Consider the following 24,607-nt stretch of genomic DNA (forward strand, 5'->3'; position numbering starts at 1 on the left):
GCCTTTGCTGACTCTCTGCGCAGAATTTTATTATAAGATTATGTTGTCAGCACTAATTTCCCAATCGTCTTTCTTCCCTGCAATTGACGCTGGGCTTCCGCTGCTTCTTCTAAATCAAATACTCCTCCGATTGTCAGCTTCAGATCGCCGCTTTCGATATAACCGAGCAATTCCTTGAAGCTAGCTTGATACAGCTCATAATTTTTCATAATCTGCGGCAAGAAAAATCCGATAACTGAATGGTTGCGCCGCATTAATTCGCCTGCTTGAAGAGGAGAAGGCTCACCGCTCGCAGCACCAAACACTACCAGTCGTCCAAAAGGCGCGAGGCATTTCAGCGTCTTGCGGAAAACATCGCCGCCTACCATTTCGAGCGCCACATCCACACCTTTACCGCCGGTCAGTTCACGGACTTTCAGTTCCCAGCCATCTTCTGTGTAATTAACTAGATGATCTGCGCCCATTTCTTTTGCATGTGCCAGTTTTTCATCGCTGCTCGCTGTCGCAATGACCTTGCCGGCACCAAAAATTTTCGCCAATTGAACTGCAATCGCGCCTACCCCGCCTGCAGCTGCATGCACGAGTACAGTCTCGCCTTTTTCAAGCCGGCCCATTGTTTTCAAAATATGATAAGCTGTCTGTCCCTGAAGCGGCAGTGCAACTGCATCCGTGTATTCTACACCGTCCGGAATGGGAGCAAGCGTCATTTCCGGTATGGCTGCGTATTCCGAGTACCCTGCGGATTCAATAAGCGATACTACCCGCATACCCGGTTTGAAGCGCTTCACTTCTTTCCCGACTTCTGTAATAACTCCCGCCACTTCTGCACCTGGAATAAAAGGCAAAGGCGTCGGTACGACATACTTTCCTTCACGGCGGGCAACATCTGCATAGTTCACGCCAATCGCTTTAATTTCCACCAGCACATCTCTGTCACCTACAGCTGGTTTATCGATTTTTACAACTTTCAGTACTTCAGGTCCGCCGTATTCTTCACATTGAATTGCTTTCATATCCATTCCCCCTTAAGAAATATAGTTCTCTGCTTGATAGATTGATGCTGCTATTGCACGTTTTGTTTCAACTGTTCCTTCACTTGACAACTCATTGAACCTCTTCAACAAATTGCTTACTATCGCGCTTTTAGCGTCACCTGAAATTACTTCCGGCAGCAGTTTTCTTGCAATCATTTCTACGTTCAGTAAAGTGTCCGTAATCAGTGCTTCGACCATCTTTATTTTTAAGTCAGCCTTCTCTTTCGAAGCTTCTACAGATTTTACTGTTCGCAGCACTGCCGATTCGGCTGCATAAAGCGCTATAGCAATATTCGCGAGATTCATAAGTGCTTCCTGCTCATCCACCATACTATTACCATATTTTTGATATGCCAGACCGGCACTCAGCAAAAACACATTCCTCATCAGATGAACTGCTTCTAGTTCTCTGGAAAGTTCTGTACCTGACAGCTTTACAGGCTGCATCAATGCTTTGTTTGCCCCTGCCACTAGTTCTTGCAGCGGTAAATCCCCCTTACCTGCCTGACTTAATAAAGACATCGGGATGAGCAGCCGATTCACCTCATTCGTGCCTTCAAAAATTCGGTTAATTCGTGAATCACGATAGACTTGTTCGATCGGATAGTCTTTCATATACCCGTATCCTCCATGCAGCTGCAGCGATTCATCAGCTACTTGATCAAGCGTTTCTGAGCCGTACACTTTGCAAATTGCACATTCCACCGCATACTCCATCATTCGATTTGCAATCAGACGATGGTCATCTGAATATTCTACATCGCCAAGCGCATCTTCTAAATAAGAAGCAGTTCTGTACTGAAGGGATTCAGCTGCGTAAATCCGAATTGCCATATCTGCAACCTTTTCTTGTGTCGCTCTAAAGTCAGCAATAGTTTTGTTGAATTGCTTGCGTTCCTTTGTATAATCAAGTGCTAATTTCAAACTGTACTTCGAAGCCCCCATTGTGGCCGATCCTAAATTAAAGCGGCCGAGATTCAGTACATTCAGTGCAATATGGTGACCTCTGCCAACTTCCCCTAACAGATTTCGAACCGGTACTTCACAGTCTTCAAAGTATACCGCTTTAGTTGAGGAACCTTTAATCCCCATTTTATTTTCTTCAGGTCCCAGTGAAAGTCCTGGAAAATCTCTTTCAACAATAAATCCAGTGAAAGCGTTTCCATCCACTTTAGCATAAACGATAAATGTATCGGAGAAGGCTGCATTAGTAATATATATCTTCGAACCGTTCAGAATATAATGCGTGCCTTCCTCGTTTAATTTTGCAGTAGTTTTTGCCGATAAGGCATCCGATCCGGCAGTCGGCTCTGTTAGGCAGTATGCACCAAGAAATTCTCCTGAAGCAAGCTTCGGCAAGTAATATTCTTTTTGCCACTCCGTTCCAAAATAAGTGATCGGCAGTGTCGCTATACATGTATGATTTGAATGCGCTACGCTGTATCCTCCGGCAGAACCCAAACACTCACCGACAAGCCCTTTAGTAATCTTATCGAGACCGAGCCCCCCATACTTTTCAGGAACACTGTGCGCAAGCAGACCAAGATCACCTGCTTTTTGCAGCAAAGATGTGACCAGGTTAAAATCCTGCTGTTCAATCTCTTCATTCTTTGGATGAACTTCATTTTTTATAAAGTTTTTTGCTGTATTCGCAATCATATGATGTTCATCAGTAAACTCTTCAGGCGTAAAAATTTCCTCTTTTTGCGTTGACCGGTACAGAAAGGCTCCCCCGCGATACAGCTGCTTTTTATTAACCATTAATATCACTCCTTTTACATCATCTGATCTTTGTCACTGTAATCCTCACTAATTAAATCTGACTGCTCATCCCACCGTCCACGACTAACACATCGCCGGTTATATAATCGGATGCCTTGGATGCCAAAAATACAGCGACACCTTTCAAATCCTCTTCATTACCCAAACGATTCAGCGGGGTACCTGCCAGGATATAATCTCGGCCATTTTCTATCGTAACGGACGACATTTTCGTAGGGAAAAATCCCGGAGCAATTGCATTCACATTAATATTATACTGTCCCCATTTTGCTGCCAGATCTTTAGTCAAGGTAATAACCGCACCTTTACTGGAGTTATAGCCGATCGTTTCCATGAAATCGGGGTGTGTTCCACCAAGGCCGGCAACGGAAGCAATATTGATGATTTTTCCGCTATTTTGCTTGATCATGACTTTTCCAACTTCTTTGCTCATGATAAATGTTCCGGTAACATTGACGTTGAGCACTTTCTGAAATGCCTGTATCGGCATCTCCATTGTCGGCGCCCCCCATGTGGCACCGCTGTTATTGACAAGAATGTCAATTCGGCCGAATTCTTTTATTGTCTCCTCAACCACTTTTTTCACATCTTCTTCATTTGCGACATCACAGGCGAGACCAATTGATTTGATCCCCAGTTTCTCCAATTCCTCACTCATTTCAATACAGGAATCCACTTTACGCGAACAAACTACAACGTTTGCACCGGCCTCCGCGAATCCTCTGGCAATTTGTGCACCAAGTCCTCTTCCGCCGCCTGTTACAATTGCCGTTTTTCCTTTTAAACTAAATAAATCTAAAACCGCCATGAACATTTCCTCTTTTCTTTTATTTGATAACCTCGCATTAACACTTGAAAACTGTGTGTTCGTGCCATTTAATTCTTCGAGAACCGATGAACATCTTTTGTACATAGTTTCTTATCATACTAACCAGTTGGTATGTTCAGAATAAAAAGATATAGTTAACATGATAAACGTTCCTCAATTATTAAGCAAGACAACCTATTTATTTCTTTTACTCTTCCAATAGATTGCTATTACAATAATACTATTATCGAGCAGAAAAATAAGTCACTTCATTCAAATATCGAATGAAGTGACTCACAGATGACTAATCTTTAGCTAATTACCTGTATGTTGGCGAGCCATTTCTCTGCAGCAGCCAGTTCAGAATGAGTAATTCTATGATCATTTTGCTCCCAATTGATCGTGGCAGAAGCACCTTTTTCCTGAAAAATTTGATAAAGTTCTTCTGTCTCAAATTTAGGGACTAAAGGGTCAAAAGTTCCGGCCGACATGAAGATATGCTTTCCAGCTAATGAAAGGTCTGCAGAGTCTCTAGAAGGCACCATTGCATGCAGCAGTATAGCTCCAATTGCTATATTCTGCACACCCAGCATGGCATTTGCTGCGATGTTCGCTCCGTTAGAATAGCCCAATAAAAAAGTCGTTTCCAAAGAAAAGTTATATTTTTCTGAAGCAGTTTTTATGAATTCAGCCAACTCGGTTGTTCTGTATCGTAAATCCTCCATATCAAACACACCTTCCGCAATGCGTTTAAAGAAACGATTTGCGCCGTTTTCATTCACATTGCCGCGGACGCCCAGAAAATTCATGTCGTTGGATAACTCTCTCGCAACAGGAAGGAGACTATGTTCATCCCCGCCTGTTCCATGCAATAGGATCAGCGTGCCTTTTGCATTTTCTGCAGGATAAAAAATATGTTCCATTTTTGTACCTCCTTCAATTATAAAGGCTTCAGACGCTGCTCAATTTTTTCACGCCGACTTTCTAAAAATGGAGGCAGAGCTAGATTTTCTCCGAGAGTCTCCAAAGATTCATCTGTGTCAAAACCGGGACCGTCTGTAGCTAATTCAATGGTAATATCATTAGGGTCTTTTAAATAAACGGAGCGGAAATAAAAACGATCAATAAAGCTTGAATTCACTATGCCATTTTTATTTAGCTTATCAATCCATTCCAATAATTCTTCCTCATTATCAACGCGCAGGGCAATATGGTGAACGCTGCCGCGGCCGGGTCTTTCTATCGGTAGATCAGTTCTCTCTTCTAAGTGAATTTCAGTGCCGGATCCTCCTTCACCAGTTTCAAAAACGAGAATATCCGGCTGCCCATTCTCATCAGAAGGATATTGCCCTTTTTTACGGAATCCGAAGATTTCAGTCAGCAATGAAACAGTTCCGGCTATATTCCCGACAGTCAGACGGGAAGGTCCGAGTCCTGTGATACCGAATTCTTGTGGAACGGGACTCTGGTCCCAAGGCGTACCTGCTTTTTCACCCTTGTTGTTTTCATCAGACACCAATACCAGACGCTGTGCCTCAAAATCGGTAAATGCTAAAGTCATTCTGCCCGCTTGTTCTTTAATCTCTCCATGTGGCACATTCATTTCTTCAAAACGTGATTTCCAATAATTTAATGCCTGATCATTTTGCACGCGCAGAGAAGTTACCGATATGCTGTTCGTACCTTGATGAGTTTGCGCTGCACGCGGAACTTCAAAAAATGTCAGGTCAGTACCCGGATTTCCTTTTTCATCTGCATAAAATAAATGATACATGGACGGTGCATCTTGATTGACGGTTTTCTTAACTAACCGCATACCTAAGATTTCTGTATAAAAGTGCAGATTTTCTTTGGCATTTGCCGTAATTGCTGACACATGGTGTATTCCTTTGATTCTCATATTTACTCCTCCTCGGATTTTAACTTCTTTAATAACTCATTGAGAACTTTCTTCTCTTCAACAGTCAAATTTTGAAAATGACTTGCCTGAAATACTTCTTGAACCGGAACAACTTCCCGAAATAACATTCTGCCTTCATCAGTGAGTGAAATATATTTCGTTTTCCAGTCCTGCTCTCTTTCAATTAAGTCCATGCGCTCCATTTTCTGAAGCAGCTGCGTAATATTACCTTTTGTCACAAACAGTTTTTCGCCCAATTCTTGCTGTGAAATTTTATTATGCATCCCTACTTGCACTAAGACATCAAATTGAGCAGCTGTCAGTCCCCACTTCTTTAGATGTTGATTGGATAATCGGATACTTTGATTGTAAATTCTGGATAAGCGGAACCAGATCATTAAATCTAACCGGTTCGATTGATGGTTCATTGCGTTATTCTCCTTTTTTTAGCTGTTTCGGATATCTTTCTTCATCAGTTTACATATAAACTGATGAAGAGTCCATTTCTTTGCTTTAAAAAATAGAAGAAGGATTAGCGGATACAACTTCTATTCTGAGCCAATTATTACGCAACCTTACATCCGCAATTGTTATACATCATTTACGCTTTTCACCAAAACGTATGTTTGACAATCTATTTCATACGCAATAGAGGATAGTTAGAGGGAGAGGTTATCAATTCTTGCGTAATAAAGGATCCAAGATTGAAAAGACCCGCGTTCATTTGGAGATTGAACCGGGTCGTTATCACAAACAATGTTATTTCGTTATAATCAGCTCTTTATCCGGTGATGCTGTGGACATCGCCAGTCTTTAATTGCAATCGGACCGGCGATCATTCATCAACAAATTTGCCATGGTCCGGAACAGCTAATTCTTGAAAGTTATTTGCCAGCCGGCTTAACTCATCCTCTAACCAAGCAGTTTCTGTAACTGGCACGCCATGTCCCGTAATTGCCAATTTTGGCTGTAAAATTGCCAGTGACTTGACAGATTGTTCCGCACTCTCCCAATCAGGAGTCAAATAACGCGGCGGTCCATTCATTTCCAGTTCTTGCGTGAATACTTTGTAAAGCGAATCTTGCTTTACTGTCACAAAAGCATCTCCTGCGATCAATGCCTGATCTGATGCTCTAAAGAGCGAAACATGTCCTTCTGAATGACCTGGAGTGTGTAGCCATTCCCAGCCTGGCATGAAGGGTACAGTATGATCTGGCGGTAACATATGTGCGCGTTCTCCAATGTCGATGGCTTCAACTGGGAACATGAAAGACATTTTGGCGACCATCCCGCCCTCCACTCCTGTATCGGGTTCCGGATAATTCTGCCGACCTGTAATAAACGGCATCTCTAGCTCATGAGCATAGACCGGAACATTTCTCCATTCCTCTAAGACATCGATGAGTCCTCCGATGTGGTCAAAATGGCCATGTGTCAAGATGATGGCTTTCGGCGGAACACCTTTGCCAAACCGTTCAGCGGCGACTTCTATAATCTTTGGTCCAGTTTTCGGCATTCCTGTATCAATCAGCACCCAATCTTCAGACCCTGGCTTTCCATAGAAAACCACATTCACGATTTGGATAGTATAGCAATATAGATCAGCAGTGACTTCGAATCCTTTATGACTGTTTTCAGAAGTGAGCGGCTGAAAACGATCTGTGGATGCACTTCTTTTCATTGGTATGTCCTCCTTCAATAAAGACGTTCCTATTTGATATTCATATACCCCGATATCTTTTCGTTACACTTAAAAGATCATTACAAAAAAGTTTGTCCGTTTCACAAAGAGTTTATACAATGTATACGCGAGTTTTTAAGTCTGCAAATAAAAGCTGGGAGATATTGTGAGTAAATATGTATAAGGTTGGAAGTCATGATTTAGGACGAAAAACAGCCATGAAGTATAAAGGCGATGCTTCTCCTTTCACCTCATGGCGCAGCCGGCTATGAATTAGACTTTGAGCAAGCCACGAAAACCTCTTGCGGCATAATAGGATTCTGCTCCATTATGATATAAGAAAACGTGTCCGAAGCGCCGGTCACAGAATAGCGCACCGCCCTGTTCCCTGATATCTGAAGGAGTCTGCACCCAGCTGGAAGTCTTCAAATCAAAACTGTCCAATTTCTGCAGCTTACGATATTGTTCTTCAGTCAATAATTCGATGCCCATTTCATCAGCCATATTTGCTGCGCTGTTTTCGGGCTTATTTTTCTTCCTCGATTCCAAGGCTTCGTGATCAAAACAAACACTTCTGCGCCCTTTAGGAGTTTCCCCGGAACAATCATAAAAGATATATTTATCTGTTTGCCGATCATACTCCACAACATCCGGTTCGCCGCCTGTATTTTCCATTTCATTAAGGATCCGGAGCTTATCGGGGTTCGCTTCAAGTTTTATCTGCACTTCTGTCCACTCAATTTCTGGATGGAAATGCATATTTTTATCGAAACGGTTTTTCAATATTGATAAGAGTTCTGCGGTTTGTTCTGACGTTAATTCGGTATTACTGCTCATTTTCTTCATTCCTTTTTTGTGTTTTATTCAGTATACCTCATCGCTGACATATATAAGTAGCAAACAAAGGTAATTCAATGTATTGCTTCTTTTACAGGAACAAATCAGACTGTTTTATAATACTACTGGCAACTAGACTTGTAGAGAGTGTTTCATGCAATACTTAGTATTCTGGAAAAGCTTAGGTACAGGTCGTCAAGAACATATTTTGGCGCAAACCATAAAAAAAAGAATGCCGGTTTCCCCAACATTCTTTGCTTGTTCTTATTACGTCCCAGGAGGGATTCGAACCCCCGACCGATGCCTTAGAAGGGCATTGCTCTATCCAGCTGAGCTACTGAGACAAATACCTGCTAACACAGGCACAAGAACTATTATAGGCATGACATTATTAAAAGTCAACACTATATTTTATATTTCTTATTTTATAAGTTCTGTTTGATCGATTAATGTGTGCTGCATGTCATAAAAACCTACCGTATACTTTTCATTTGCCGTCTCGATGACCGCATATGTCGCTTCTCTGCCGCCTCTAGGCTGCGCAGTGCTTCCTGGATTGACGAACAGTACACCCTCAATCATTTCTGCACCATAGAGGTGAGAATGACCAAATAATGCAATCGTCGCCTGCTGTTCAGCTGCAGCATATGAGAGAGCTAATAATGAACTTTTGATGCTATGTTCATGACCATGCACAATCAATACTTTTTCGCCCCCTGCCTTCACGGCTAATGAAGCGGGAAAACGTGTATCACGATCACAATTGCCCCGTACAATGTGCAAATTGGTAAGCAGCGGGTGATCAGCCGGCAATTCGCTGTCACCGCAATGAAAAATTCCGTCAGCCTGCAATGCAGAAATTTCTTTAACCGTGACCGTATCGCCATGCGAATCACTCAGGACGATAAATTTCATATATTTTCTCCCATTGTTTTCAATAAAGCCGGCAAATTCTCTTGTAATTGAGCCAGCGCGGCACCGCGATGTGAAATGACACTTTTTTCTTCTCCCGACAACTCTGCCATTGTCAAATTCTTTTCAGGCACATAAAAGACCGGGTCATATCCGAACCCGTTTGTCCCTTTCCGCTCTGAAGCAATAATTCCTTCACAGCTTCCAGAGAAGCAGAAAGTGTCAATATTCGGACCTGCAACTGCGAGTACACAGCGAAAACGCGCCTGACGTTCCGCTGAAGGCACACCATCCAGGTTGCTTAGCAGTTTATTAATATTCGCTTCATCGTCACTCGGCTCGCCTGCAAAGCGCGCAGAATAGACGCCGGGCTCACCGTTCAGTGCGTCTACTTCCAAGCCGCTGTCGTCTGCGATTACAGTTTTATTTAAGAGCTTTGCTACAGTCTCAGCCTTCAAAATCGCATTTTCAGCAAAAGTTGCACCAGTCTCTTCCACATCTATATGTTCTTCTAAATCATTCAATGTTAGAACAGTAATGCCAAGCGGCCGAAATAACACTTCAAAATCCTTTGCTTTGCCTTTATTATTCGTCGCAATCAATATTTCTTTCATTGTACAGCGCCTGCCTGCTGCCCGACTTTATTCGCCAGTTCTCCCAATGTTTCTTTTTGAATCGCGACCAGTCGCTCGATTCCCTGTTCTGCCAGCGTCAGTAAATCATTCATTTCAGCACGGGAAAATGTCGCTTCTTCTCCTGTTCCCTGGAGCTCCACAAACTGGCCTGCTCCTGTCATGACAACATTCATATCCACATCTGCCGATGAATCTTCCACATAATCCAAGTCGGTAATTAGCTGACCGTCAGCCAGCTTGCCTACACTTGTTGCAGCAAGAAAATCACGTACCGGGAATGTCGGCAGTTTCTTTTCAATCTGTAATTTATCGGCTGCAATCACCAACGCGACAAACGCACCTGTAATGGAAGACGTACGAGTCCCGCCGTCCGCTTGAATTACATCACAATCGATCCAGATCGTCCGCTCACCAATTGCGTCCAGATCGACGACTGCACGCAAAGCACGTCCAATCAAACGCTGGATTTCCATCGTGCGACCACCAACTTTCCCTCTGGAAGATTCGCGGATTGTCCGTTGGCCGGTCGCCCGTGGCAGCATGGAATACTCAGCTGAAATCCAGCCTTTTCCACTGCCGCGCAGGAAAGGAGGCACACGGTCTTCAATGGTTGCGGTACAAATCACTTTCGTATTGCCAACCGAAATCAGAACGGAGCCTTCCGGATGAATTAAATAATCCTTTTCAATCGTTACTGTCCGAATCTCTTCAGTTTCTCTGCCGTCATGTCTCATAAAATATCCTCCATTTAAGTACAGTTTTTATTGTATTATTGACTTTTTATCAATTTAACATTCAATCCATCTTACCATAGGAACGTCAAAACCCGAAAACAAGTACTGTTTTCGGGTTCTAATTTTTTTAAAATGTTATGGAACGGACATCAGGCTGCGGAATGCATAGCCAGTCTTCGACAATCGACCGGAACTTTTCGATGGAGCCTGTCGTATAAAAAACAGGCAGTTCTGCGCCAGCTGAAACAATTTGCTGTTCCCGCAGAATTCTTTCTACGTCAATGACCGTTTCCACAGCAGATGAAATAATATGTTTTTGTCCATGAAAATGCTCTTCTATATGCTCTTGAAGCAGCGGGAAATGCGTGCAGCCAAGAATTACCGTATCAAACGAGCTTGCATGCAATGGCTGAAGCGCTTGATCCACTACCTTTTTCGCAGCAGACGAACGGTATTCTCCGCTCTCTACGATCGGAACGAATTCCGGACAAGCCAATGAATGCACCGCAGCTTCCGGCTCAAGATAATGGATCGCTTGGTCATACGCTCCGCTTTTCACTGTACCCAGTGTGCCCAGAACAGCGATTTCTCCCGTCACTGAAGCTTTCACCGCAGCGCGAGCCCCCGGCTGTATGACACCGATTATCGGGAAAGAAAACTGACTTCGTACTTTCTCTAATGCAACTGCCGTGGCAGTATTGCAAGCAATAACCAGCATTTTAACACCTAATTCTGCCAAGCTGCTGACCATCTCCATAGTAAACTGCAATACTTCATCTGCAGTCCGAGGCCCGTATGGACAACGTGCATCATCGCCAATGTAAATAATGGGTTCATTCGGCAGATACTTACGCAATTCTCTTACAACTGTCAATCCGCCGACTCCCGAATCAATAACTCCAATAGGTGCATTCACTGTAATCCCTCAATCTCTCTTCATCTCTTCATCTCTTCATGTAATTTGGCAAGCAGAGTCGCAAACTGATGAATTTCTTTCTCATCATAATTTATAAGGACATCCTGCAGATAATGCTGTCTTTTTTTTATAACTTCCTCGATAATCCGTTCACCCTCGGACAATAAATGAACACGAACAACTCGCCGATCCTTGTCATCCCGTACGCGTTTCACCAGCTGACTGCTTTCCATCCGGTCAACTAAATCTGTAGTCGTACTGAATGCCAAAAACATTTTATTGGATAAATCACCGATTGTCATATCGCCATGCTCCAGCAGCCATTGAAGAGCACTGAATTGAGGAGGTGTAATCGTATAATTTTTTAGGATTTTACGTCCTTGCTCTTTTATAATTGCTGCAATATGGCGCAAGTCTTTTTCCATCAGCGCAATCTCATGTAAAAGGCTTTTTTGTTCGTTCGACAAAAAATCAGCTCCCTGAAATGATTCCTGTCTCTACATTGTACCTTTTTCATTGATGAACGCAATAGTTTTACATGTATTATTCTGAGAGTGAAGCATTCCGCATGCACCTATTGTCAATCAACCACGTTTTGGCGTGATACAGTGATCTCTTTAATTAAGTTTTAATTCTCCTAACCGCAGCAGTTCTACGATAGCTTGTGCCCTGCCTGATACACCCAGCTTCTGAATCGTATTGGATATATGATTCCGAACAGTTTTTTCACTGATCGTCAGCTGTCCTGCAATTTCTTTTGTCGTAAAATCAGCAACGAGTAATGTGAAAATCTGTCGTTCTCGATTCGTCAATAAAGAACGATTCTGCATTTCATCCAAGATGCGCCCCTCCTCTTTACGCTTTCACCTTAAGATATGTGAGCGGAGGCGCGTCTGTGTAGGCTTTTTAAGCGTACTGAAGGAACACTTTCTTTTCTTCCTCAGACCAGGCGACCGGTCTTCCGGTTCCTTTGTTAATCTGAACAACTGTTCCTCTGCCGGTAAAGACGATTTCATTCTTAGTATTCTTTCCCATATAATGAAGATCAACAGATGTCGTCCCTAATGAATTGGCTTTTACAAAAATCTTTAATTTTTCATCAAAGAATATTTGTTTTACGAAGTCACATTGCAAATCAGCAACAACCGGAATTACTTCAGGATCCCGCTTCATCTCATCCATCACTTGTGTAAGGGTTTGTAAATACTGTATCCGTGCATCTTCGAAGTAAACAAAAACCTTTGTATTATTCAAATGACCAAACATATCAGTATCTGAAAAACGCACTGGTATTTCTGTATGGAAAGAGAATTCACTCTCCCATGTTTGTAAGTCCTCAATATAATTTGCTCTCATGCCAACATCCCCTTCTCCCAGCTGAATGAACATTCATTTACTTTATTATAGCAAAAAAATATTTTACGTCAATGACTTCATCCATTCGCTAATTCAGCATATATATATTTTCCAAACAACTTTGCACAAAGTAAAAAACGGCTTGCCGCAAAGGCAAGCCGTCTTAACTGTAATCAGTCTACTTGATGGTCACTTCCGAAGAAGTTTTTAAACATTTGGATAGTTGTAGCTCGGCCAATTGCACCGATTGACGTAGTCAAAGGAATTCCTTTCGGGCAGGCAACTACACAGTTTTGTGAGTTACCGCACTCCGTGATTCCTCCGTCAGACATAACCGTTGCCAGACGCTCATCTTTATTCATAGCGCCGGTTGGATGTGAATTAAAAAGACGTACTTGAGACATTAAGGCAGGTCCCATGAAGTTTGTCTTGTCATTTACGTTTGGACATGCTTCTAGACATACACCGCAAGTCATACATTTAGATAATTCATAAGCCCATTGACGCTTACGCTCAGGCATACGGGGTCCTTCGCCTAAATCATATGTTCCGTCAATCGGAACCCAAGCTTTAATCCGTTTCAATGAATCAAACATGAATTCACGGTCCACGATCAAGTCACGGACAACAGGGAAAGTACGCATAGGCTCAAGTTTGATCGGCTGTGTCAATTGGTCTACGAGCGCTGTACAAGACTGGCGCGGACGTCCGTTGATAACCATAGAACAAGCACCGCATACTTCTTCCAGACAGTTCATATCCCAGTTAACAGGCGTTGTTTTCTCACCTTTTGCGTTTACAGGGTTTCGTCTGATTTCCATGAGTGCCGAAATAACGTTCATATTCGGACGGTATGGAACTTCAAAACGTTCTGTATATGGGGTAGAAGTTGCAGTATCTTGGCGCTGAATATCAAACACGACTGTTTTAGTCGCCGTTGCTGTTTGTTGTTCACTCACTTTTGTCAATCTCCTTTCTTCGCTGAATAATCGCGTATACGTGGAGGAATTAGAGAAGTATCTACTTCTTCATACGTGATAATCGGAGCAGATACTCCGTCAAATTTCGCCATCGTCGTTTTCAAGAAATTCTCGTCATCACGATTCGGGAAGTCCGGCTTAAAGTGTGCGCCGCGGCTTTCATCACGCATTAATGCGCCGATCGTTATGACGCGTGCAAGGTACAGCATGTTTTTCAACTGACGTGTAAACATAGCTCCCTGGTTAGACCATTGCTGTGTATCCGTCATGCTGATATTTTCATAGCGCTCCAGCAGCTCAACAATTTTCTCGTCGGTTGCTTTAAGCTTATCATTGAAACGAACAACAGTAACGTTATCCGTCATTAACTCTCCAAGCTCTCTATGGATAACATACGCATTTTCCGTACCGTCCATTTTAAGCAGGTCTTCCCATTTCTGCTGCTCTTCCTGAATTGCCGCATCATAAATATCATTTGGCAGTTCATCAGCCGTGCGCTTCAGATGCTTCATATAATCGATGGCGTTCGGGCCAGCGACCATACCGCCGTAGATGGCAGAAAGCAAGGAGTTGGCGCCCAGACGGTTTGCACCGTGCTGTGAGAAATCACATTCCCCTGCTGCAAATAAACCTGGAATACTCGTCTGCTGATGATCATCAACCCATAATCCACCCATTGAATAGTGAACAGCCGGGAAGATTTTCATCGGTACTTTACGAGGGTCGTCCCCTGTGAACTTCTCATAAATCTCAATGATTCCGCCAAGCTTGACGTCTAATTCATGTGGATCCTTATGAGAAAGGTCCAAGTACACCATGTTTTCTCCGTTGATACCTAATTTTTGGTTTACGCAGACATCAAAAATTTCACGTGTCGCAATGTCACGTGGCACTAGATTACCATAGTCCGGATACTTTTCTTCAAGGAAGTACCAAGGTTTTCCGTCTTTATAAGTCCAGATCCGTCCGCCTTCACCACGAGCAGATTCACTCATCAGACGAAGCTTATCGTCTCCGGGAATTGCTGTCGGGTGAATTTGAATGAATTCGCCGTTCGCGTAAGATGCACCTTGCTGATATACGATAGAAGCAGCAGAACCTGTATTAATAACAGAGTTCGTAGATTTACCGAAAATGATTCCTGGTCCGCCGGTAGCCATGATGACAGCATCCGCTTTGAAAGCTTGGATCTCCATTGTCTTCAGGTTCTGTGCTTTGATTCCACGACAAACTCCCTCTTCATCTTTAATGATTCCGAGGAATTCCCAGTGTTCATATTTCTGTACTAATCCCGATACTTCATGGGAACGCACCTGCTCATCAAGAGCATATAGTAACTGCTGTCCAGTAGTAGCACCCGCATATGCTGTACGGTGGTGAAGTGTACCGCCGAAACGACGGAAATCCAAAAGACCTTCTGGAGTACGGTTAAACATAACGCCCATACGGTCAAGCAAGTGGATGATTCCAGGAGCTGCTGCCGTCATTGCCTGCACTGGTTTTTGATTCGCTAGAAAGTCTCCGCCGTATACTGTATCGTCAAAGTGAATATCGACCGAGTCGCCTTCACCTTTTGTATTTACAGCACCGTTAATGCCGCCCTGGGCACATACGGAGTGGGAACGTTTCACTGGAACCAGCGAGAACAAGTCAACCGGTGTGCCAGCTTCTGCTGCTTTGATGGTAGCCATTAAACCGGCCAGTCCTCCACCGACGACAATCAATCTGCCTTTTGCCATTATTGTTTCACTCCTCAATTATTCATGATTTCATTAGTTGGTTAATTATACAAATGCCAGAAGTGCCTGAATACCGATCACTGACAGCACTAAGAATACGATCATTGTAATATAAGAAACAATCTTTTGTGAGTTTGGTGACTGCGCAATCCCCCAAGTGACACAGAAAGACCAAAGTCCGTTTGCCAAGTGGAAAGTCGCAGACAAAATACCGGCGATGTAGAATACAAGCATGAGTGGATTCGATAAGATATCCGCCATCATGTTAAAATCTACTGTTGCGCCAAGCGCTTTTTGAATACGTGTTTCGTACACATGCCATGCGATAAAGATCACAAGGAATACACCGGTGAAACGCTGAAGCGTAAACATCCAGTTACGGAAAGTACCGTAATGGCCCACGTTGTATTTGGCAGAAAATGCTATGTACACCCCGTAAAAAGCGTGGAACATTAATGGTATATAGATAATAAACCATTCCAAAAATGTAACAAACGGCAAGTTACCCATGAAGTTAGATGCATTGTTGAATGCTTCTTCACCGCGCGTTGCAAAGTGGTTGACGACTAAGTGTTGGGCAACAAAAAGTCCAACTGGAATAACCCCGAGCAACGAATGTAGACGGCGTACGAAAAAATCTGATTCTTTCGACAAGTCTTTTACCCTCCCTTATTTTTGAGATCTTCCTGATGAATGCAGATTCTCTCTATAGCTGCACTTCCTCGGTATCTCTCTTCGTGGTACAATATGATAACATGTACATTGTACTCCTCTGTATGTGGCAGGTCAAGATGCTGTCAATTTTTTATCCTTTATTGTGATTTTTCCAAAAACTGCTCTGATCTTGCAAGAATTTTTTTTTGAAAGGATTGTAAACCATTGAATACTCAACAGACAGAAGCCACGAGCTTTGGTTATAACCTGATGCGGGATCATTTACTGCCCACTTTACTGGGCAAACATGAAGATGAAATACTCTATTGGCTGGGAAAAGATATGGCCAGAAAGTTCCCGGTCCTGTCCCTTGAAGAACTGCCAGCTTTTTTTAAAGAAGCCGGTTGGGGGCAGCTGAAGATGGACAAAACAATAAAACACGAAATCCACTACATCTTACATAACAGCAGCCTGCTTGAGCTATCAGGAGGTTCCTGCTCACTCGAAGCCGGCTTTTTGGCTGAACAGCATCAAAAAGTAAATGGATATGTAACAGAGTGTTACGGAGAAAAAGTGCCAAAAGAATCATTCATACATTTTATTGTAAAAGGTGATCCTAAATCTGTACTGTGAAACCCCCGGCTCAAGTCAGGGGGTTTCCTTCTGTTCACTCTGCTGAAAATGTGCAATCAGTTTTTCAGCCACTTTTACAGGCAATCCAGCTTCTTGCAGTTGCTCTTCAGACGCCTCGCGGATTGCTTTAACTGTTTTAAAATGTTTTAATAACTGTTGCTTACGCTTAGGGCCGACTCCTTCAATACCATCCAATGAAGATGTCAAAGAAGATGCACCCCTGCGCTGTCGGTGGAACGTAATTGCAAATCTGTGCACTTCATCCTGAACGCGCTGCAATAAATAAAATGCTTCGCTTGTTTTCTTTAACGCAACGATTTCAGGAGGATTACCGTAAAGCAGCTGTGCAGTATTATGTTTATCGTCTTTCGCCAGACCTGCAATCGGTATCTCTAACCCTAACTCATCTTCTAAAACTTCCCTGGCAATCTCCATCTGTCCTTTTCCGCCATCTATGACTATCAAGTCAGGTAATGGCAGATGATCTTTCAGAACACGTGTGTACCTTCGTCTGATTACTTCACGCATTGCACCGTAATCATCATGCGCAGCGGCAGTTTTTGTTTTATACTTCCGGTAATCTTTACGGTTCGGTCTGCCGTCAATAAATGAAATCATTGCGGATACCGGCTCTACGCCATGTGTATGTGAATTATCGAATGCTTCGATGCGAAGCGGCGTGCTGATGGACATGGCCCGCCCTAATTCTTCACAGGCTCCAATTGTACGCTCTTCCTGCCGTTCAATCAGTTGGAATTTTGCACTCAGTGCTATATCAGCATTTTTATTAGCCAGCTTAACGAGTTCTTTCTTTTTTCCTCTCTGCGGTACGTAGACATTGGTATTCAGCAGTTGCTGAGCAAGTTCCAAGTCGGCGCTTTCAGGCAGGTGGATCTCTTTCGGCAGAAGATGCTGTGCCTCTCCATAAAAACGCCCTAAGAATGTTAGCAGTTCATCTTCAGGATCCTGATAGGCAGGAAAAATAGATACATCGCGCTCAATCATCTTACCTTGCCGGACGAAGAAAACTTGAACACACATCCAGCCCTTATCGACTGCATAGCCAAAAATATCCCGGTCGGTGAAATCGTTGGCATTCATATTTTGCTTTTCCATAACCGTTTCAATGTTTGTAATCTGATCACGGTATTCTTTTGCACGTTCGAATTCCAATTGCTCAGCAGCTTCATTCATTTTCTGCTGCAATTCTTTCTTCACTTCTTTATAGCCGCCACTTAGAAATCGGCTGATGTCAGCAACCATTTCGGTATAGGCTTCCGCCGGCACTTCTTTTATGCAGGGAGCCAAACATTGACCGATATGATAATACAGACAGGCACGTGCCGGGATGGTTTGGCACTTACGATAAGGATACAAACGGTCAAGCAGTTTTTTCGTTTCATGTGCTGCTGTCGCATTCGGGTACGGGCCGAAATATTTCCCCGATTTCTTATTCACTTTTCTTGTAATGATGAGTTTCGGATGACGCTCATTAGTGATCTTCAAATAAGGATACGTTTTGTCATCCTTCAGCATAATATTGTATTTGGGATCATATTTCTTAATCATATTTAATTCAAGAATCAGCGCTTCGATTTCCGAATTGGTGATGATATATTCAAAGTCCTCAATTTCGCCGACCAGCCGTTGTGTTTTACCGTCATGGGAGCCTGTGAAATAGCTGCGGACACGATTTTTCAGTACTTTCGCTTTTCCTACATAAATCACGGTGTCCTGACGATCCTTCATTAAATAACAGCCGGGTAGTTCAGGGAGGATCGATAACTTATTTTCAATAATTTCATTCATTATTTTCACCTACTAAAAGACCGGGTGGCTGTATCAGCTCCCGGTCTCTGGTAATTACGCGTGTTTTTCAACTAATTGTGCAAGAGCTTCTTTCGGCTGGAATCCGACAACCTTCTCTGCAACTTCTCCATCTTTAAATAGAAGAAGAGTCGGGATAGACATAATTCCAAACTGGCTGGCTGTTGCCTGGTTATCATCAACGTTTACTTTGACGATATTCGCTTTTCCTTCTACTTCGCCCGAAAGTTCTTCAAGCACAGGAGCGATCATTTTACATGGCCCGCACCAAGGCGCCCAAAAATCTACAAGTACTACGCCCTCTTTAATGTTTTCAGCAAAATTCGCATCTGTTGCATTAATAATTGCCATTAGTAATTTCCTCCTTTAATCTACCACTATATTTGCATTATATCATGGAGGTATCATAGGGGCTAAAAAAATGCTTACACTTCAATTCGCTTACTTAAGTTTTTTGATTTCATCAATCATAACTGGAATAATCTCGAAAATGTCCCCTACGATTCCGTAGTCAGCAATTTTAAAGATATTCGCTTCAGGATCTTTGTTAATCGCTACAATGACTTTAGAGTTGGACATACCTGCAACGTGCTGAATCGCACCGGAGATTCCTGCTGCAATATAGAGGTCAGGCGTAACAACTTTGCCCGTCTGGCCAATTTGCAATGAATAATCACAGTAATCCGCATCACATGCACCGCGTGACGCACCGACTGCTCCTCCCAAAAGGTCTGCCAGTTCCTTCAAAGGTTCAAATCCTTCTGTACCTTTTACTCCGCGTCCGCCTGCTACGATTACTTTCGCTTCAGAAAGATCAACACCTTCTGTTGATTTTCTTACAACATCTTTAATAACAGAGCGCAAGTTATTGATTTCCACTTCTTTTGATGTTATATCACCAGAACGTCCTGCATCATGTGCAAGCGGCTCAATGTTGTTCGGCCGAATTGTGATGAATTGCAGACCGTCTTTGATTTCCACTTTTTCAAACGCTTTACCTGAATAGATCGGGCGGATGAATTCCGCATCATCGCCTTCCCCTTCAATTTTCGTAACGTCTGAAATCAGACCTGCCGACAGCTTACTTGCTATCTTTGGAGATAGATCCTTACCCATTGCTGTGTGTCCGAAAACGATTCCTTCCGGTGACTCATCTTCATATACAGCCATAAACGCCTGACCAAAACCGTCCGGTGTATAATGCTTCAAATGAGGATGCTCAACTGTTACAACACGGTCTGCTCCATAATGAATCATTTCTTCACCCAGTGACTGGACTTGATCTCCTATTAAAACAGCGACAACTTCTCCGCCGCCTGAAATTGTTTTTGCTGCTGCAACTGTCTCAAAAGACACGTTACGCAGTTCGCCATCGCGAGCTTCACCTAAAACTAAAATTTTCTTTGACATAATGTAGTCCCTCCTATTACGGTTCTATATGAATTAAATTACTTTCGCTTCAGAGTGCAATAATTTTACTAGTTCAGTTGCTTGGTCTGCAGGTTCCCCTTCAAGTACACGGCCCGCTGCTTTTGCTGGAGGAAGGAATACATCGATTGTTTCCGTTTTCGCTTCCACATCGTCTTCTTCAAGATCTAAGTCATCGAATTCCAGCTCTTCCAACGGTTTTTTCTTTGCTTTCATGATTCCCGGAAGTGATGGATAACGCGGCTCGTTCAATCCCTGCTGCGCTGTCACAAGCAACGGAAGAGACGTTTCGATAGTTTCAGAATCACCTTCAACGTCACGAACCACCGTCACTGTAGTTCCGTCAATCTTCAAGTCCGTAATTGTCGTTACATAGTTAATACCGAGCAGCTCAGCAACACGAGGTCCGACTTGACCAGAACCTCCGTCAATTGCTACGTTACCTGCCAGAATGATATCTGCATCTTTATCTTTCAAGTAATCTGCGATAATTTTAGCAGAGGTGAATTCATCCATTTCATCAATGTCATCTTCCACATCGATCAGAACAGCTTTATCTGCACCCATGGCAAGCGCTGTACGCAATTGCTTTTCCGCGTCTTCTTCACCGATAGACAAAACTGTTACTTCTCCTCCGTGTTCATCGCGCAGCTGAATTGCCTCTTCCACAGCGTACTCATCATAAGGATTGATGATGAATTCTGCGCCGTCTTCTGAAATAGCACCGTTTGAGATTGAGATTTTTTCTTCCGTATCAAATGTTCTTTTTACCAATGCATAAATGTTCATTAATAGAACCTCCTATTCAATAATTACTTTCCGGTAAATGTAGGTTGACGCTTTTCAATAAATGCTTGTATTCCCTCTCTGGCATCCTCAGATACAAAGACTTCACCGAATGACTTCGCCTCTGCTTCAACTCCATCATGGAAGGATCGGTCTTTTGTAAAGGACAGCATATGTAACGCATGCTTCACTGCAATAGGGCTTTTAAGAGAGATTTTCTTTGCCAGTTCCAGCGTAGCGTCCATAAGCTCTTCAACTGCATACGCATGATTGGCAAGTCCCCACTGCACTGCATCATCGCCTGAAATCGGGTCACTTGTCAGCATCATTTCTGCTGCTTTTGCGACACCGACTAAACGCGGAAGACGCTGTGTACCGGCAAAACCGGGAATGAGTCCTAATTGCAATTCAGGCAAGCCGAGTTTAGCGGACTTTGTAACCAATCTGATATGGCAAGACATCGCCAATTCCAAACCTCCGCCAAGCGCCGCGCCATGAATGGAAGCGATTACAGGCTTAGGGAAGCTTTCCAAACGTTCAAACACTTTCTGGCCATTGCCCGAAAGCTCGGAGAAAGCGTCACCTGTATTGACTGTCGTAAATTCTTTAATATCTGCTCCTGCCGAGAAGAATCTTCCTTCTCCGTATAAAACGACAACTCGAATTTCACTGTCGTTCTCTACATTGGTCAAGAGTTGATCCACTTCTTCGATTAATTTTGAAGAAAGTGCATTCGCAGGAGGGTGATCTATTTTCGCCAAAGCGATGTGACCATCCTTTTCCATCTTAATCAATGACATCCACTACATCCCCTTTGATAGTATACCCTTATTTTTGCTGATATCCATGTAATAACATATTGCTGACTCTCGGAGCGAGACTGACCAAATCGTATTTCTGTTCATTCATGACCCAGGAAGTAATTGTTTCATCCATCGTTCCGAAGAGCATTTGCCGGGCCAGACGCAAATCCAAATCAACAGAAAACTCTTCATGTTTCACTCCTGTTTCGAGTAAATTATCCAACAAGATCATATATTCCTTTAATACATTATTGATTTGGAAACGCAGATCTTTATTGGATTGTCTAAGCTCCAGCTGGGTGACGATCGCCAAATGAGGATCATCCTGCAGCACTCTGAAATGATTTTCAACAACCTCACGTAATTTCTCTGAGGTGGAAAAGTCTTTGGTTAATATTTCTTTAACGTTCTCTACAAAAATCGCCATTTTCTCCCGGAAGACGGAAATCAGAATATCTTCTTTATTTTTAAAGTAAAGATAGATGGTTCCATCCGCCACTCCCGCTTCTTTAGCAATCTTTGAGACTTGAGCTTGGTGGTATCCGTTTTCTGCAATGACGATTACTGCAGCGTCAATGATTTGTTTATATTTAGGTTTTGTCCGTTTCAATATCTTTCACCACCAAAAAAGAAAATATGAATGATTATTCATTCATATTTTCATAATAGTAAACTTTTCAGTTACAGTCAAGTATTTTGTTAAGAAGTTTTTAATGTATCACTACCTTCTGTTAGTTTTTTCCTCTCTTCATCGACAAGTGAACGTCGTAAAATTTTACCTACTGCTGTTTTCGGCAGCTCATCACGGAATTCATATTTCTTTGGAACTTTAAATGCCGCCAGCTGTTTTCTGCAATACGTATCTAATTCTTTCTCTGTAACGGAATGTCCTTCTTTTAATACGATATAAGCTTTAACCGTTTCGCCACGGTATGGATCAGGCACACCCGCTACGATACACTCCTGGATACCCGGATGCTCATAAAGCACTTCCTCGATTTCGCGAGGATAAATATTGAACCCGCTCGCAATAATCATATCTTTCTTACGGTCTACGATAAAAAAGTAGCCGTCTTCATCCATATAACCAAGATCCCCTGTCAGTAACCAGCCGTCCCGGAACGTTTCTGCCGTATCGTCAGGTCTATTCCAATAACCTTTCATTATTTGAGGACCTTTTACTGCGATCTCCCCAATTTCACCGAACGGAAGGGAGTCAGATGAACCGGGTCCCAGCACACAAGCATCCGTGTCTGGCCAAGGAACACCGATAGAACCTCTTTTTTCGAGTCCGTCCCAAACGAAGTTAGATAAGACAACAGGTGATGTTTCCGTCAGTCCGTAGCCTTCTACCAGCTTGCCGCCTGTTACTTCTTCAAACTTTTCCTTTACTTCAATCGGCAGCGCGGCAGATCCGCTGATACATGCCTTTATTGAAGACAAATCATATTTATTCAAGTCCGGATGATTTAAGAGGCCGATGTAAATAGTCGGGGCTCCCGGAAATAATGTAGGTTTCTGCTTATCTATTTCTTTTAAAGCTGTCTTAAAATCGAATTTGGGAATCAAAATCATTTTATGGCTTTTCATTACAGCGAAAATCAGCACAGTAGTCATTCCATATACATGGAAGAACGGTAGAATTCCCATAATTGTTTCTTTACCTTCTTCGGTTTTATATAGCCATGTGCTGCACATTTCCGCATTGCTGATTAAATTGGCATGCGTTAATTCTACACCCTTTGGAGGTCCTGTTGTTCCGCCTGTATATTGAAGAAGAGCAATATCGTCTTTTTCAAACGATACATGATCCGGATCAGGTTTAGTGGATTTCATGATCTCTGTGTATAAATGATTAATCCCCCGATGTTCCACCTTGACCGTAACACCGTTTTCTTTCTTCTGGATAAATGGATAGATAAGATTCTTAGGGAACGGCAGATAATCTTTAATTCCAGTAATAACCACATGTTCCAATGAAGTCGCCTTCATAGCTTTCGAGACTCTCGGATATAGAATGTCTAATGTAATGATCACTTTTGCTCCGGAATCCGACATTTGATAAGCCATTTCGCGTTCTGTATAAAGGGGATTTGTCTGAACGACAATTGCGCCTGCATACAGAATACCATAATATGCGATAGCACCCTGAGGACAGTTCGGCAGCATAATTGCTACACGATCACCTTTTACAACACCAAGCTTTTGCAGATAGGCGGCGAACTTTAAAGCTGACTCATAAAACTCTGTAAATGTAATATCTCTCCCCATAAAATGCATAGCAGTTTTATCAGGATAGTTCTTTTTCGACCTCGTTAGATATTCCTGCAGGGGAATTTGTTCGTATTCCAATGTTCTCGGAATTTCAGGTGGATAGGTTGACAACCAAGGCTTTTGTGTCATCTTCACAACTCCTTCACTTGTAATTAATTGTTTGAATATTCCTTGTTCATTAGTATATCGATAAACCATTTAGTTTACAAGATAAATATGAAAGCGCTTTACTTTAGCCCGAAATAGAAAGATTTCGTCTACTCTATTACATGCATGCGGTAAGGATATTATGCTTCAGTGCGCAATAAAAAACGAAACAAAAAACACACCAGACCAAAGTCAAGGCGTGTTCGTAAAAAGCCAATACACTCCAACTAAAACGAATAGTATACAGACTGCAATCAAAATTTTAATCAATCTTTCCATAATAAGCTATCTCCTATGAAATACTGGCTCCTATAACGAAAGACAGACCGACTGAAATACAGAGTGAGATGAAACCGACAGAACGATTATCCGCCTGTATTTCATCATCCACTTTGAATTTCGGAGTCAGGAATTCGAACAGCAGATAGGCAAAGATGAGCAGTGTAAAACCAAACAGTCCCCATCCCATCATTTGCGGCAGACTGTTGTGCTGCTCAATGGAATAGCGAAATATATTCGCAACACCGAAAATTTTACCGCCTGTTGCCATCGCCACAGCCAAATTGCCTTTTCGAATTTCTTCCCAGTTTTTATATTTTGTTACGACCTCAAATAATACCATGGAGACGATCAGGCATAGTGTAACTACGCTGAAATAACCCGCTGTTTCCACTAAAGGGTGACTCCAAAAACCCGTATGATCCATAATTTCGGCACCTTCTTTATGTTCTCTTGCTTGTC

The 24,607-nt window shown here is 42.7% G+C and carries 27 protein-coding genes and 1 tRNA gene; 1 reads left to right on the top strand and 27 read right to left on the bottom strand.

What is annotated here, in order from left to right; genetic code table 11:
- Positions 1–38: 38 nt before the first annotated feature.
- The 19 genes from NCCP2331_RS12535 to NCCP2331_RS12625 all read right to left on the bottom strand — a co-directional run bounded on the left by NCCP2331_RS12535 (position 39) and on the right by NCCP2331_RS12625 (position 15,968).
- Positions 39–1,013, bottom strand: coding sequence for a quinone oxidoreductase family protein (locus tag NCCP2331_RS12535; protein WP_251671087.1), 975 nt, complete (start codon positions 1,011–1,013; stop codon positions 39–41).
- 12 nt (positions 1,014–1,025) lie between these two features.
- Entirely contained in the window at positions 1,026–2,795 is a 1,770-nt protein-coding gene (locus NCCP2331_RS12540) for an acyl-CoA dehydrogenase family protein (RefSeq protein WP_251671089.1), read from the bottom strand.
- 52 nt (positions 2,796–2,847) lie between these two features.
- Positions 2,848–3,624 carry an SDR family oxidoreductase gene (locus tag NCCP2331_RS12545; RefSeq protein ID WP_153721394.1) on the bottom strand — a complete coding sequence of 259 codons (777 nt, stop codon included), beginning with the start codon at positions 3,622–3,624 and terminating at the stop codon, positions 2,848–2,850.
- Positions 3,625–3,935: 311 nt separating this feature from the next.
- Positions 3,936–4,547: an alpha/beta hydrolase gene (locus tag NCCP2331_RS12550; RefSeq protein ID WP_251671091.1), complete on the bottom strand. Its 612-nt coding sequence runs from the start codon at positions 4,545–4,547 to the stop codon at positions 3,936–3,938.
- A 17-nt stretch (positions 4,548–4,564) separates the two neighbouring features.
- Complete coding sequence (locus tag NCCP2331_RS12555; protein WP_251671093.1) at positions 4,565–5,524, bottom strand: ring-cleaving dioxygenase; 960 nt, start codon at positions 5,522–5,524, stop codon at positions 4,565–4,567.
- Between the two features lie 2 nt (positions 5,525–5,526).
- Complete coding sequence (locus tag NCCP2331_RS12560; protein ID WP_251671095.1) at positions 5,527–5,952, bottom strand: MarR family winged helix-turn-helix transcriptional regulator; 426 nt, start codon at positions 5,950–5,952, stop codon at positions 5,527–5,529.
- A 407-nt stretch (positions 5,953–6,359) separates the two neighbouring features.
- Positions 6,360–7,205 carry an MBL fold metallo-hydrolase gene (locus NCCP2331_RS12565; RefSeq protein WP_251671097.1) on the bottom strand — a complete coding sequence of 282 codons (846 nt, stop codon included), beginning with the start codon at positions 7,203–7,205 and terminating at the stop codon, positions 6,360–6,362.
- Between the two features lie 273 nt (positions 7,206–7,478).
- On the bottom strand, positions 7,479–8,051 hold the full coding sequence (locus NCCP2331_RS12570) for a DUF4256 domain-containing protein (protein WP_251671098.1): 573 nt from the start codon (positions 8,049–8,051) through the stop codon (positions 7,479–7,481).
- 261 nt (positions 8,052–8,312) lie between these two features.
- Positions 8,313–8,386: transfer RNA gene (locus tag NCCP2331_RS12575), tRNA-Arg, on the bottom strand.
- Between the two features lie 76 nt (positions 8,387–8,462).
- Positions 8,463–8,957, bottom strand: coding sequence for a metallophosphoesterase (locus NCCP2331_RS12580; protein ID WP_251671100.1), 495 nt, complete (start codon positions 8,955–8,957; stop codon positions 8,463–8,465).
- On the bottom strand, positions 8,954–9,568 hold the full coding sequence (locus NCCP2331_RS12585) for an XTP/dITP diphosphatase (protein ID WP_251671102.1): 615 nt from the start codon (positions 9,566–9,568) through the stop codon (positions 8,954–8,956). The genes NCCP2331_RS12580 and NCCP2331_RS12585 overlap by 4 nt, the downstream gene beginning before the upstream one ends.
- A complete protein-coding gene (rph, locus tag NCCP2331_RS12590; RefSeq protein ID WP_153721401.1) occupies positions 9,565–10,323 on the bottom strand; it encodes a ribonuclease PH in 759 nt (252 codons plus the stop codon). The genes NCCP2331_RS12585 and rph overlap by 4 nt, the downstream gene beginning before the upstream one ends.
- A gap of 127 nt (positions 10,324–10,450) precedes the next feature.
- Entirely contained in the window at positions 10,451–11,239 is a 789-nt protein-coding gene (racE, locus tag NCCP2331_RS12595) for a glutamate racemase (RefSeq protein ID WP_153721402.1), read from the bottom strand.
- A 20-nt stretch (positions 11,240–11,259) separates the two neighbouring features.
- A complete protein-coding gene (locus NCCP2331_RS12600; protein WP_251671178.1) occupies positions 11,260–11,664 on the bottom strand; it encodes a MarR family winged helix-turn-helix transcriptional regulator in 405 nt (134 codons plus the stop codon).
- Positions 11,665–11,856: 192 nt separating this feature from the next.
- Positions 11,857–12,069 carry a helix-turn-helix domain-containing protein gene (locus NCCP2331_RS12605; protein WP_153721504.1) on the bottom strand — a complete coding sequence of 71 codons (213 nt, stop codon included), beginning with the start codon at positions 12,067–12,069 and terminating at the stop codon, positions 11,857–11,859.
- 76 nt (positions 12,070–12,145) lie between these two features.
- Positions 12,146–12,595 carry an acyl-CoA thioesterase gene (locus tag NCCP2331_RS12610; RefSeq protein ID WP_251671104.1) on the bottom strand — a complete coding sequence of 150 codons (450 nt, stop codon included), beginning with the start codon at positions 12,593–12,595 and terminating at the stop codon, positions 12,146–12,148.
- A gap of 173 nt (positions 12,596–12,768) precedes the next feature.
- Entirely contained in the window at positions 12,769–13,563 is a 795-nt protein-coding gene (sdhB, locus tag NCCP2331_RS12615; RefSeq protein ID WP_194841080.1) for a succinate dehydrogenase iron-sulfur subunit, read from the bottom strand.
- Complete coding sequence (gene sdhA / locus NCCP2331_RS12620; protein WP_153721405.1) at positions 13,560–15,314, bottom strand: succinate dehydrogenase flavoprotein subunit; 1,755 nt, start codon at positions 15,312–15,314, stop codon at positions 13,560–13,562. Before sdhA ends, sdhB begins: the two co-directional genes overlap by 4 nt.
- 45 nt (positions 15,315–15,359) lie before the next feature.
- On the bottom strand, positions 15,360–15,968 hold the full coding sequence (locus NCCP2331_RS12625) for a succinate dehydrogenase cytochrome b558 subunit (protein ID WP_251671106.1): 609 nt from the start codon (positions 15,966–15,968) through the stop codon (positions 15,360–15,362).
- A gap of 225 nt (positions 15,969–16,193) precedes the next feature.
- Between NCCP2331_RS12625 and NCCP2331_RS12630 the strand changes: the two genes are divergently transcribed.
- A complete protein-coding gene (locus NCCP2331_RS12630; RefSeq protein WP_251671109.1) occupies positions 16,194–16,601 on the top strand; it encodes a YslB family protein in 408 nt (135 codons plus the stop codon).
- Positions 16,602–16,616: 15 nt separating this feature from the next.
- Here the strand turns inward: NCCP2331_RS12630 and uvrC are convergent, their stop codons facing one another.
- From uvrC to NCCP2331_RS12670, 8 genes are all read right to left on the bottom strand, one after another.
- Positions 16,617–18,410 (bottom strand): excinuclease ABC subunit UvrC, encoded by a 1,794-nt coding sequence (uvrC, locus tag NCCP2331_RS12635; protein WP_251671111.1) that lies wholly within the window; start codon positions 18,408–18,410, stop codon positions 16,617–16,619.
- A gap of 54 nt (positions 18,411–18,464) precedes the next feature.
- Entirely contained in the window at positions 18,465–18,779 is a 315-nt protein-coding gene (gene trxA, locus NCCP2331_RS12640) for a thioredoxin (protein ID WP_153721408.1), read from the bottom strand.
- A 90-nt stretch (positions 18,780–18,869) separates the two neighbouring features.
- Positions 18,870–19,838 (bottom strand): electron transfer flavoprotein subunit alpha/FixB family protein, encoded by a 969-nt coding sequence (locus NCCP2331_RS12645; protein WP_153721409.1) that lies wholly within the window; start codon positions 19,836–19,838, stop codon positions 18,870–18,872.
- A gap of 33 nt (positions 19,839–19,871) precedes the next feature.
- Positions 19,872–20,645 (bottom strand): electron transfer flavoprotein subunit beta/FixA family protein, encoded by a 774-nt coding sequence (locus tag NCCP2331_RS12650; protein WP_153721410.1) that lies wholly within the window; start codon positions 20,643–20,645, stop codon positions 19,872–19,874.
- A gap of 23 nt (positions 20,646–20,668) precedes the next feature.
- On the bottom strand, positions 20,669–21,442 hold the full coding sequence (locus NCCP2331_RS12655; protein ID WP_251671113.1) for an enoyl-CoA hydratase: 774 nt from the start codon (positions 21,440–21,442) through the stop codon (positions 20,669–20,671).
- A gap of 28 nt (positions 21,443–21,470) precedes the next feature.
- On the bottom strand, positions 21,471–22,055 hold the full coding sequence (locus NCCP2331_RS12660; protein WP_153721412.1) for a fatty acid metabolism transcriptional regulator FadR: 585 nt from the start codon (positions 22,053–22,055) through the stop codon (positions 21,471–21,473).
- Between the two features lie 89 nt (positions 22,056–22,144).
- Positions 22,145–23,848, bottom strand: a complete 1,704-nt coding sequence (locus NCCP2331_RS12665) for a long-chain-fatty-acid--CoA ligase (RefSeq protein ID WP_251671115.1) — start codon at positions 23,846–23,848, stop codon at positions 22,145–22,147.
- Positions 23,849–24,158: 310 nt separating this feature from the next.
- On the bottom strand, positions 24,159–24,572 hold the full coding sequence (locus NCCP2331_RS12670; protein ID WP_153721414.1) for a DUF350 domain-containing protein: 414 nt from the start codon (positions 24,570–24,572) through the stop codon (positions 24,159–24,161).
- Between the last annotated feature and the right edge of the window lie 35 nt (positions 24,573–24,607).

The sequence above is a fragment of the Sporosarcina sp. NCCP-2331 genome, from assembly GCF_023707945.1.
GTDB lineage: Bacteria > Bacillota > Bacilli > Bacillales_A > Planococcaceae > Sporosarcina > Sporosarcina cascadiensis.

Coding starts and splice junctions, on each gene's coding strand:
- NCCP2331_RS12665 (WP_251671115.1), bottom strand. CDS start 23,848: ATGACACAAAAGCCTTGGTTGTCAACCTATCCACCTGAAATTCCGAGA.
- NCCP2331_RS12605 (WP_153721504.1), bottom strand. CDS start 12,069: ATGCAGAATCGTTCTTTATTGACGAATCGAGAACGACAGATTTTCACA.
- NCCP2331_RS12650 (WP_153721410.1), bottom strand. CDS start 20,645: ATGAACATTTATGCATTGGTAAAAAGAACATTTGATACGGAAGAAAAA.
- NCCP2331_RS12565 (WP_251671097.1), bottom strand. CDS start 7,205: ATGAAAAGAAGTGCATCCACAGATCGTTTTCAGCCGCTCACTTCTGAA.
- NCCP2331_RS12655 (WP_251671113.1), bottom strand. CDS start 21,442: ATGTCATTGATTAAGATGGAAAAGGATGGTCACATCGCTTTGGCGAAA.
- NCCP2331_RS12555 (WP_251671093.1), bottom strand. CDS start 5,524: ATGAGAATCAAAGGAATACACCATGTGTCAGCAATTACGGCAAATGCC.
- NCCP2331_RS12540 (WP_251671089.1), bottom strand. CDS start 2,795: ATGGTTAATAAAAAGCAGCTGTATCGCGGGGGAGCCTTTCTGTACCGG.
- trxA (WP_153721408.1), bottom strand. CDS start 18,779: ATGGCAATTATTAATGCAACAGATGCGAATTTTGCTGAAAACATTAAA.
- NCCP2331_RS12670 (WP_153721414.1), bottom strand. CDS start 24,572: ATGGATCATACGGGTTTTTGGAGTCACCCTTTAGTGGAAACAGCGGGT.
- NCCP2331_RS12550 (WP_251671091.1), bottom strand. CDS start 4,547: ATGGAACATATTTTTTATCCTGCAGAAAATGCAAAAGGCACGCTGATC.
- NCCP2331_RS12560 (WP_251671095.1), bottom strand. CDS start 5,952: ATGAACCATCAATCGAACCGGTTAGATTTAATGATCTGGTTCCGCTTA.
- NCCP2331_RS12645 (WP_153721409.1), bottom strand. CDS start 19,838: ATGTCAAAGAAAATTTTAGTTTTAGGTGAAGCTCGCGATGGCGAACTG.
- NCCP2331_RS12580 (WP_251671100.1), bottom strand. CDS start 8,957: ATGAAATTTATCGTCCTGAGTGATTCGCATGGCGATACGGTCACGGTT.
- NCCP2331_RS12600 (WP_251671178.1), bottom strand. CDS start 11,664: ATGGAAAAAGACTTGCGCCATATTGCAGCAATTATAAAAGAGCAAGGA.
- rph (WP_153721401.1), bottom strand. CDS start 10,323: ATGAGACATGACGGCAGAGAAACTGAAGAGATTCGGACAGTAACGATT.
- NCCP2331_RS12570 (WP_251671098.1), bottom strand. CDS start 8,051: ATGAAGAAAATGAGCAGTAATACCGAATTAACGTCAGAACAAACCGCA.
- NCCP2331_RS12585 (WP_251671102.1), bottom strand. CDS start 9,568: ATGAAAGAAATATTGATTGCGACGAATAATAAAGGCAAAGCAAAGGAT.
- NCCP2331_RS12545 (WP_153721394.1), bottom strand. CDS start 3,624: ATGGCGGTTTTAGATTTATTTAGTTTAAAAGGAAAAACGGCAATTGTA.
- sdhA (WP_153721405.1), bottom strand. CDS start 15,314: ATGGCAAAAGGCAGATTGATTGTCGTCGGTGGAGGACTGGCCGGTTTA.
- uvrC (WP_251671111.1), bottom strand. CDS start 18,410: ATGAATGAAATTATTGAAAATAAGTTATCGATCCTCCCTGAACTACCC.
- NCCP2331_RS12610 (WP_251671104.1), bottom strand. CDS start 12,595: ATGAGAGCAAATTATATTGAGGACTTACAAACATGGGAGAGTGAATTC.
- NCCP2331_RS12535 (WP_251671087.1), bottom strand. CDS start 1,013: ATGAAAGCAATTCAATGTGAAGAATACGGCGGACCTGAAGTACTGAAA.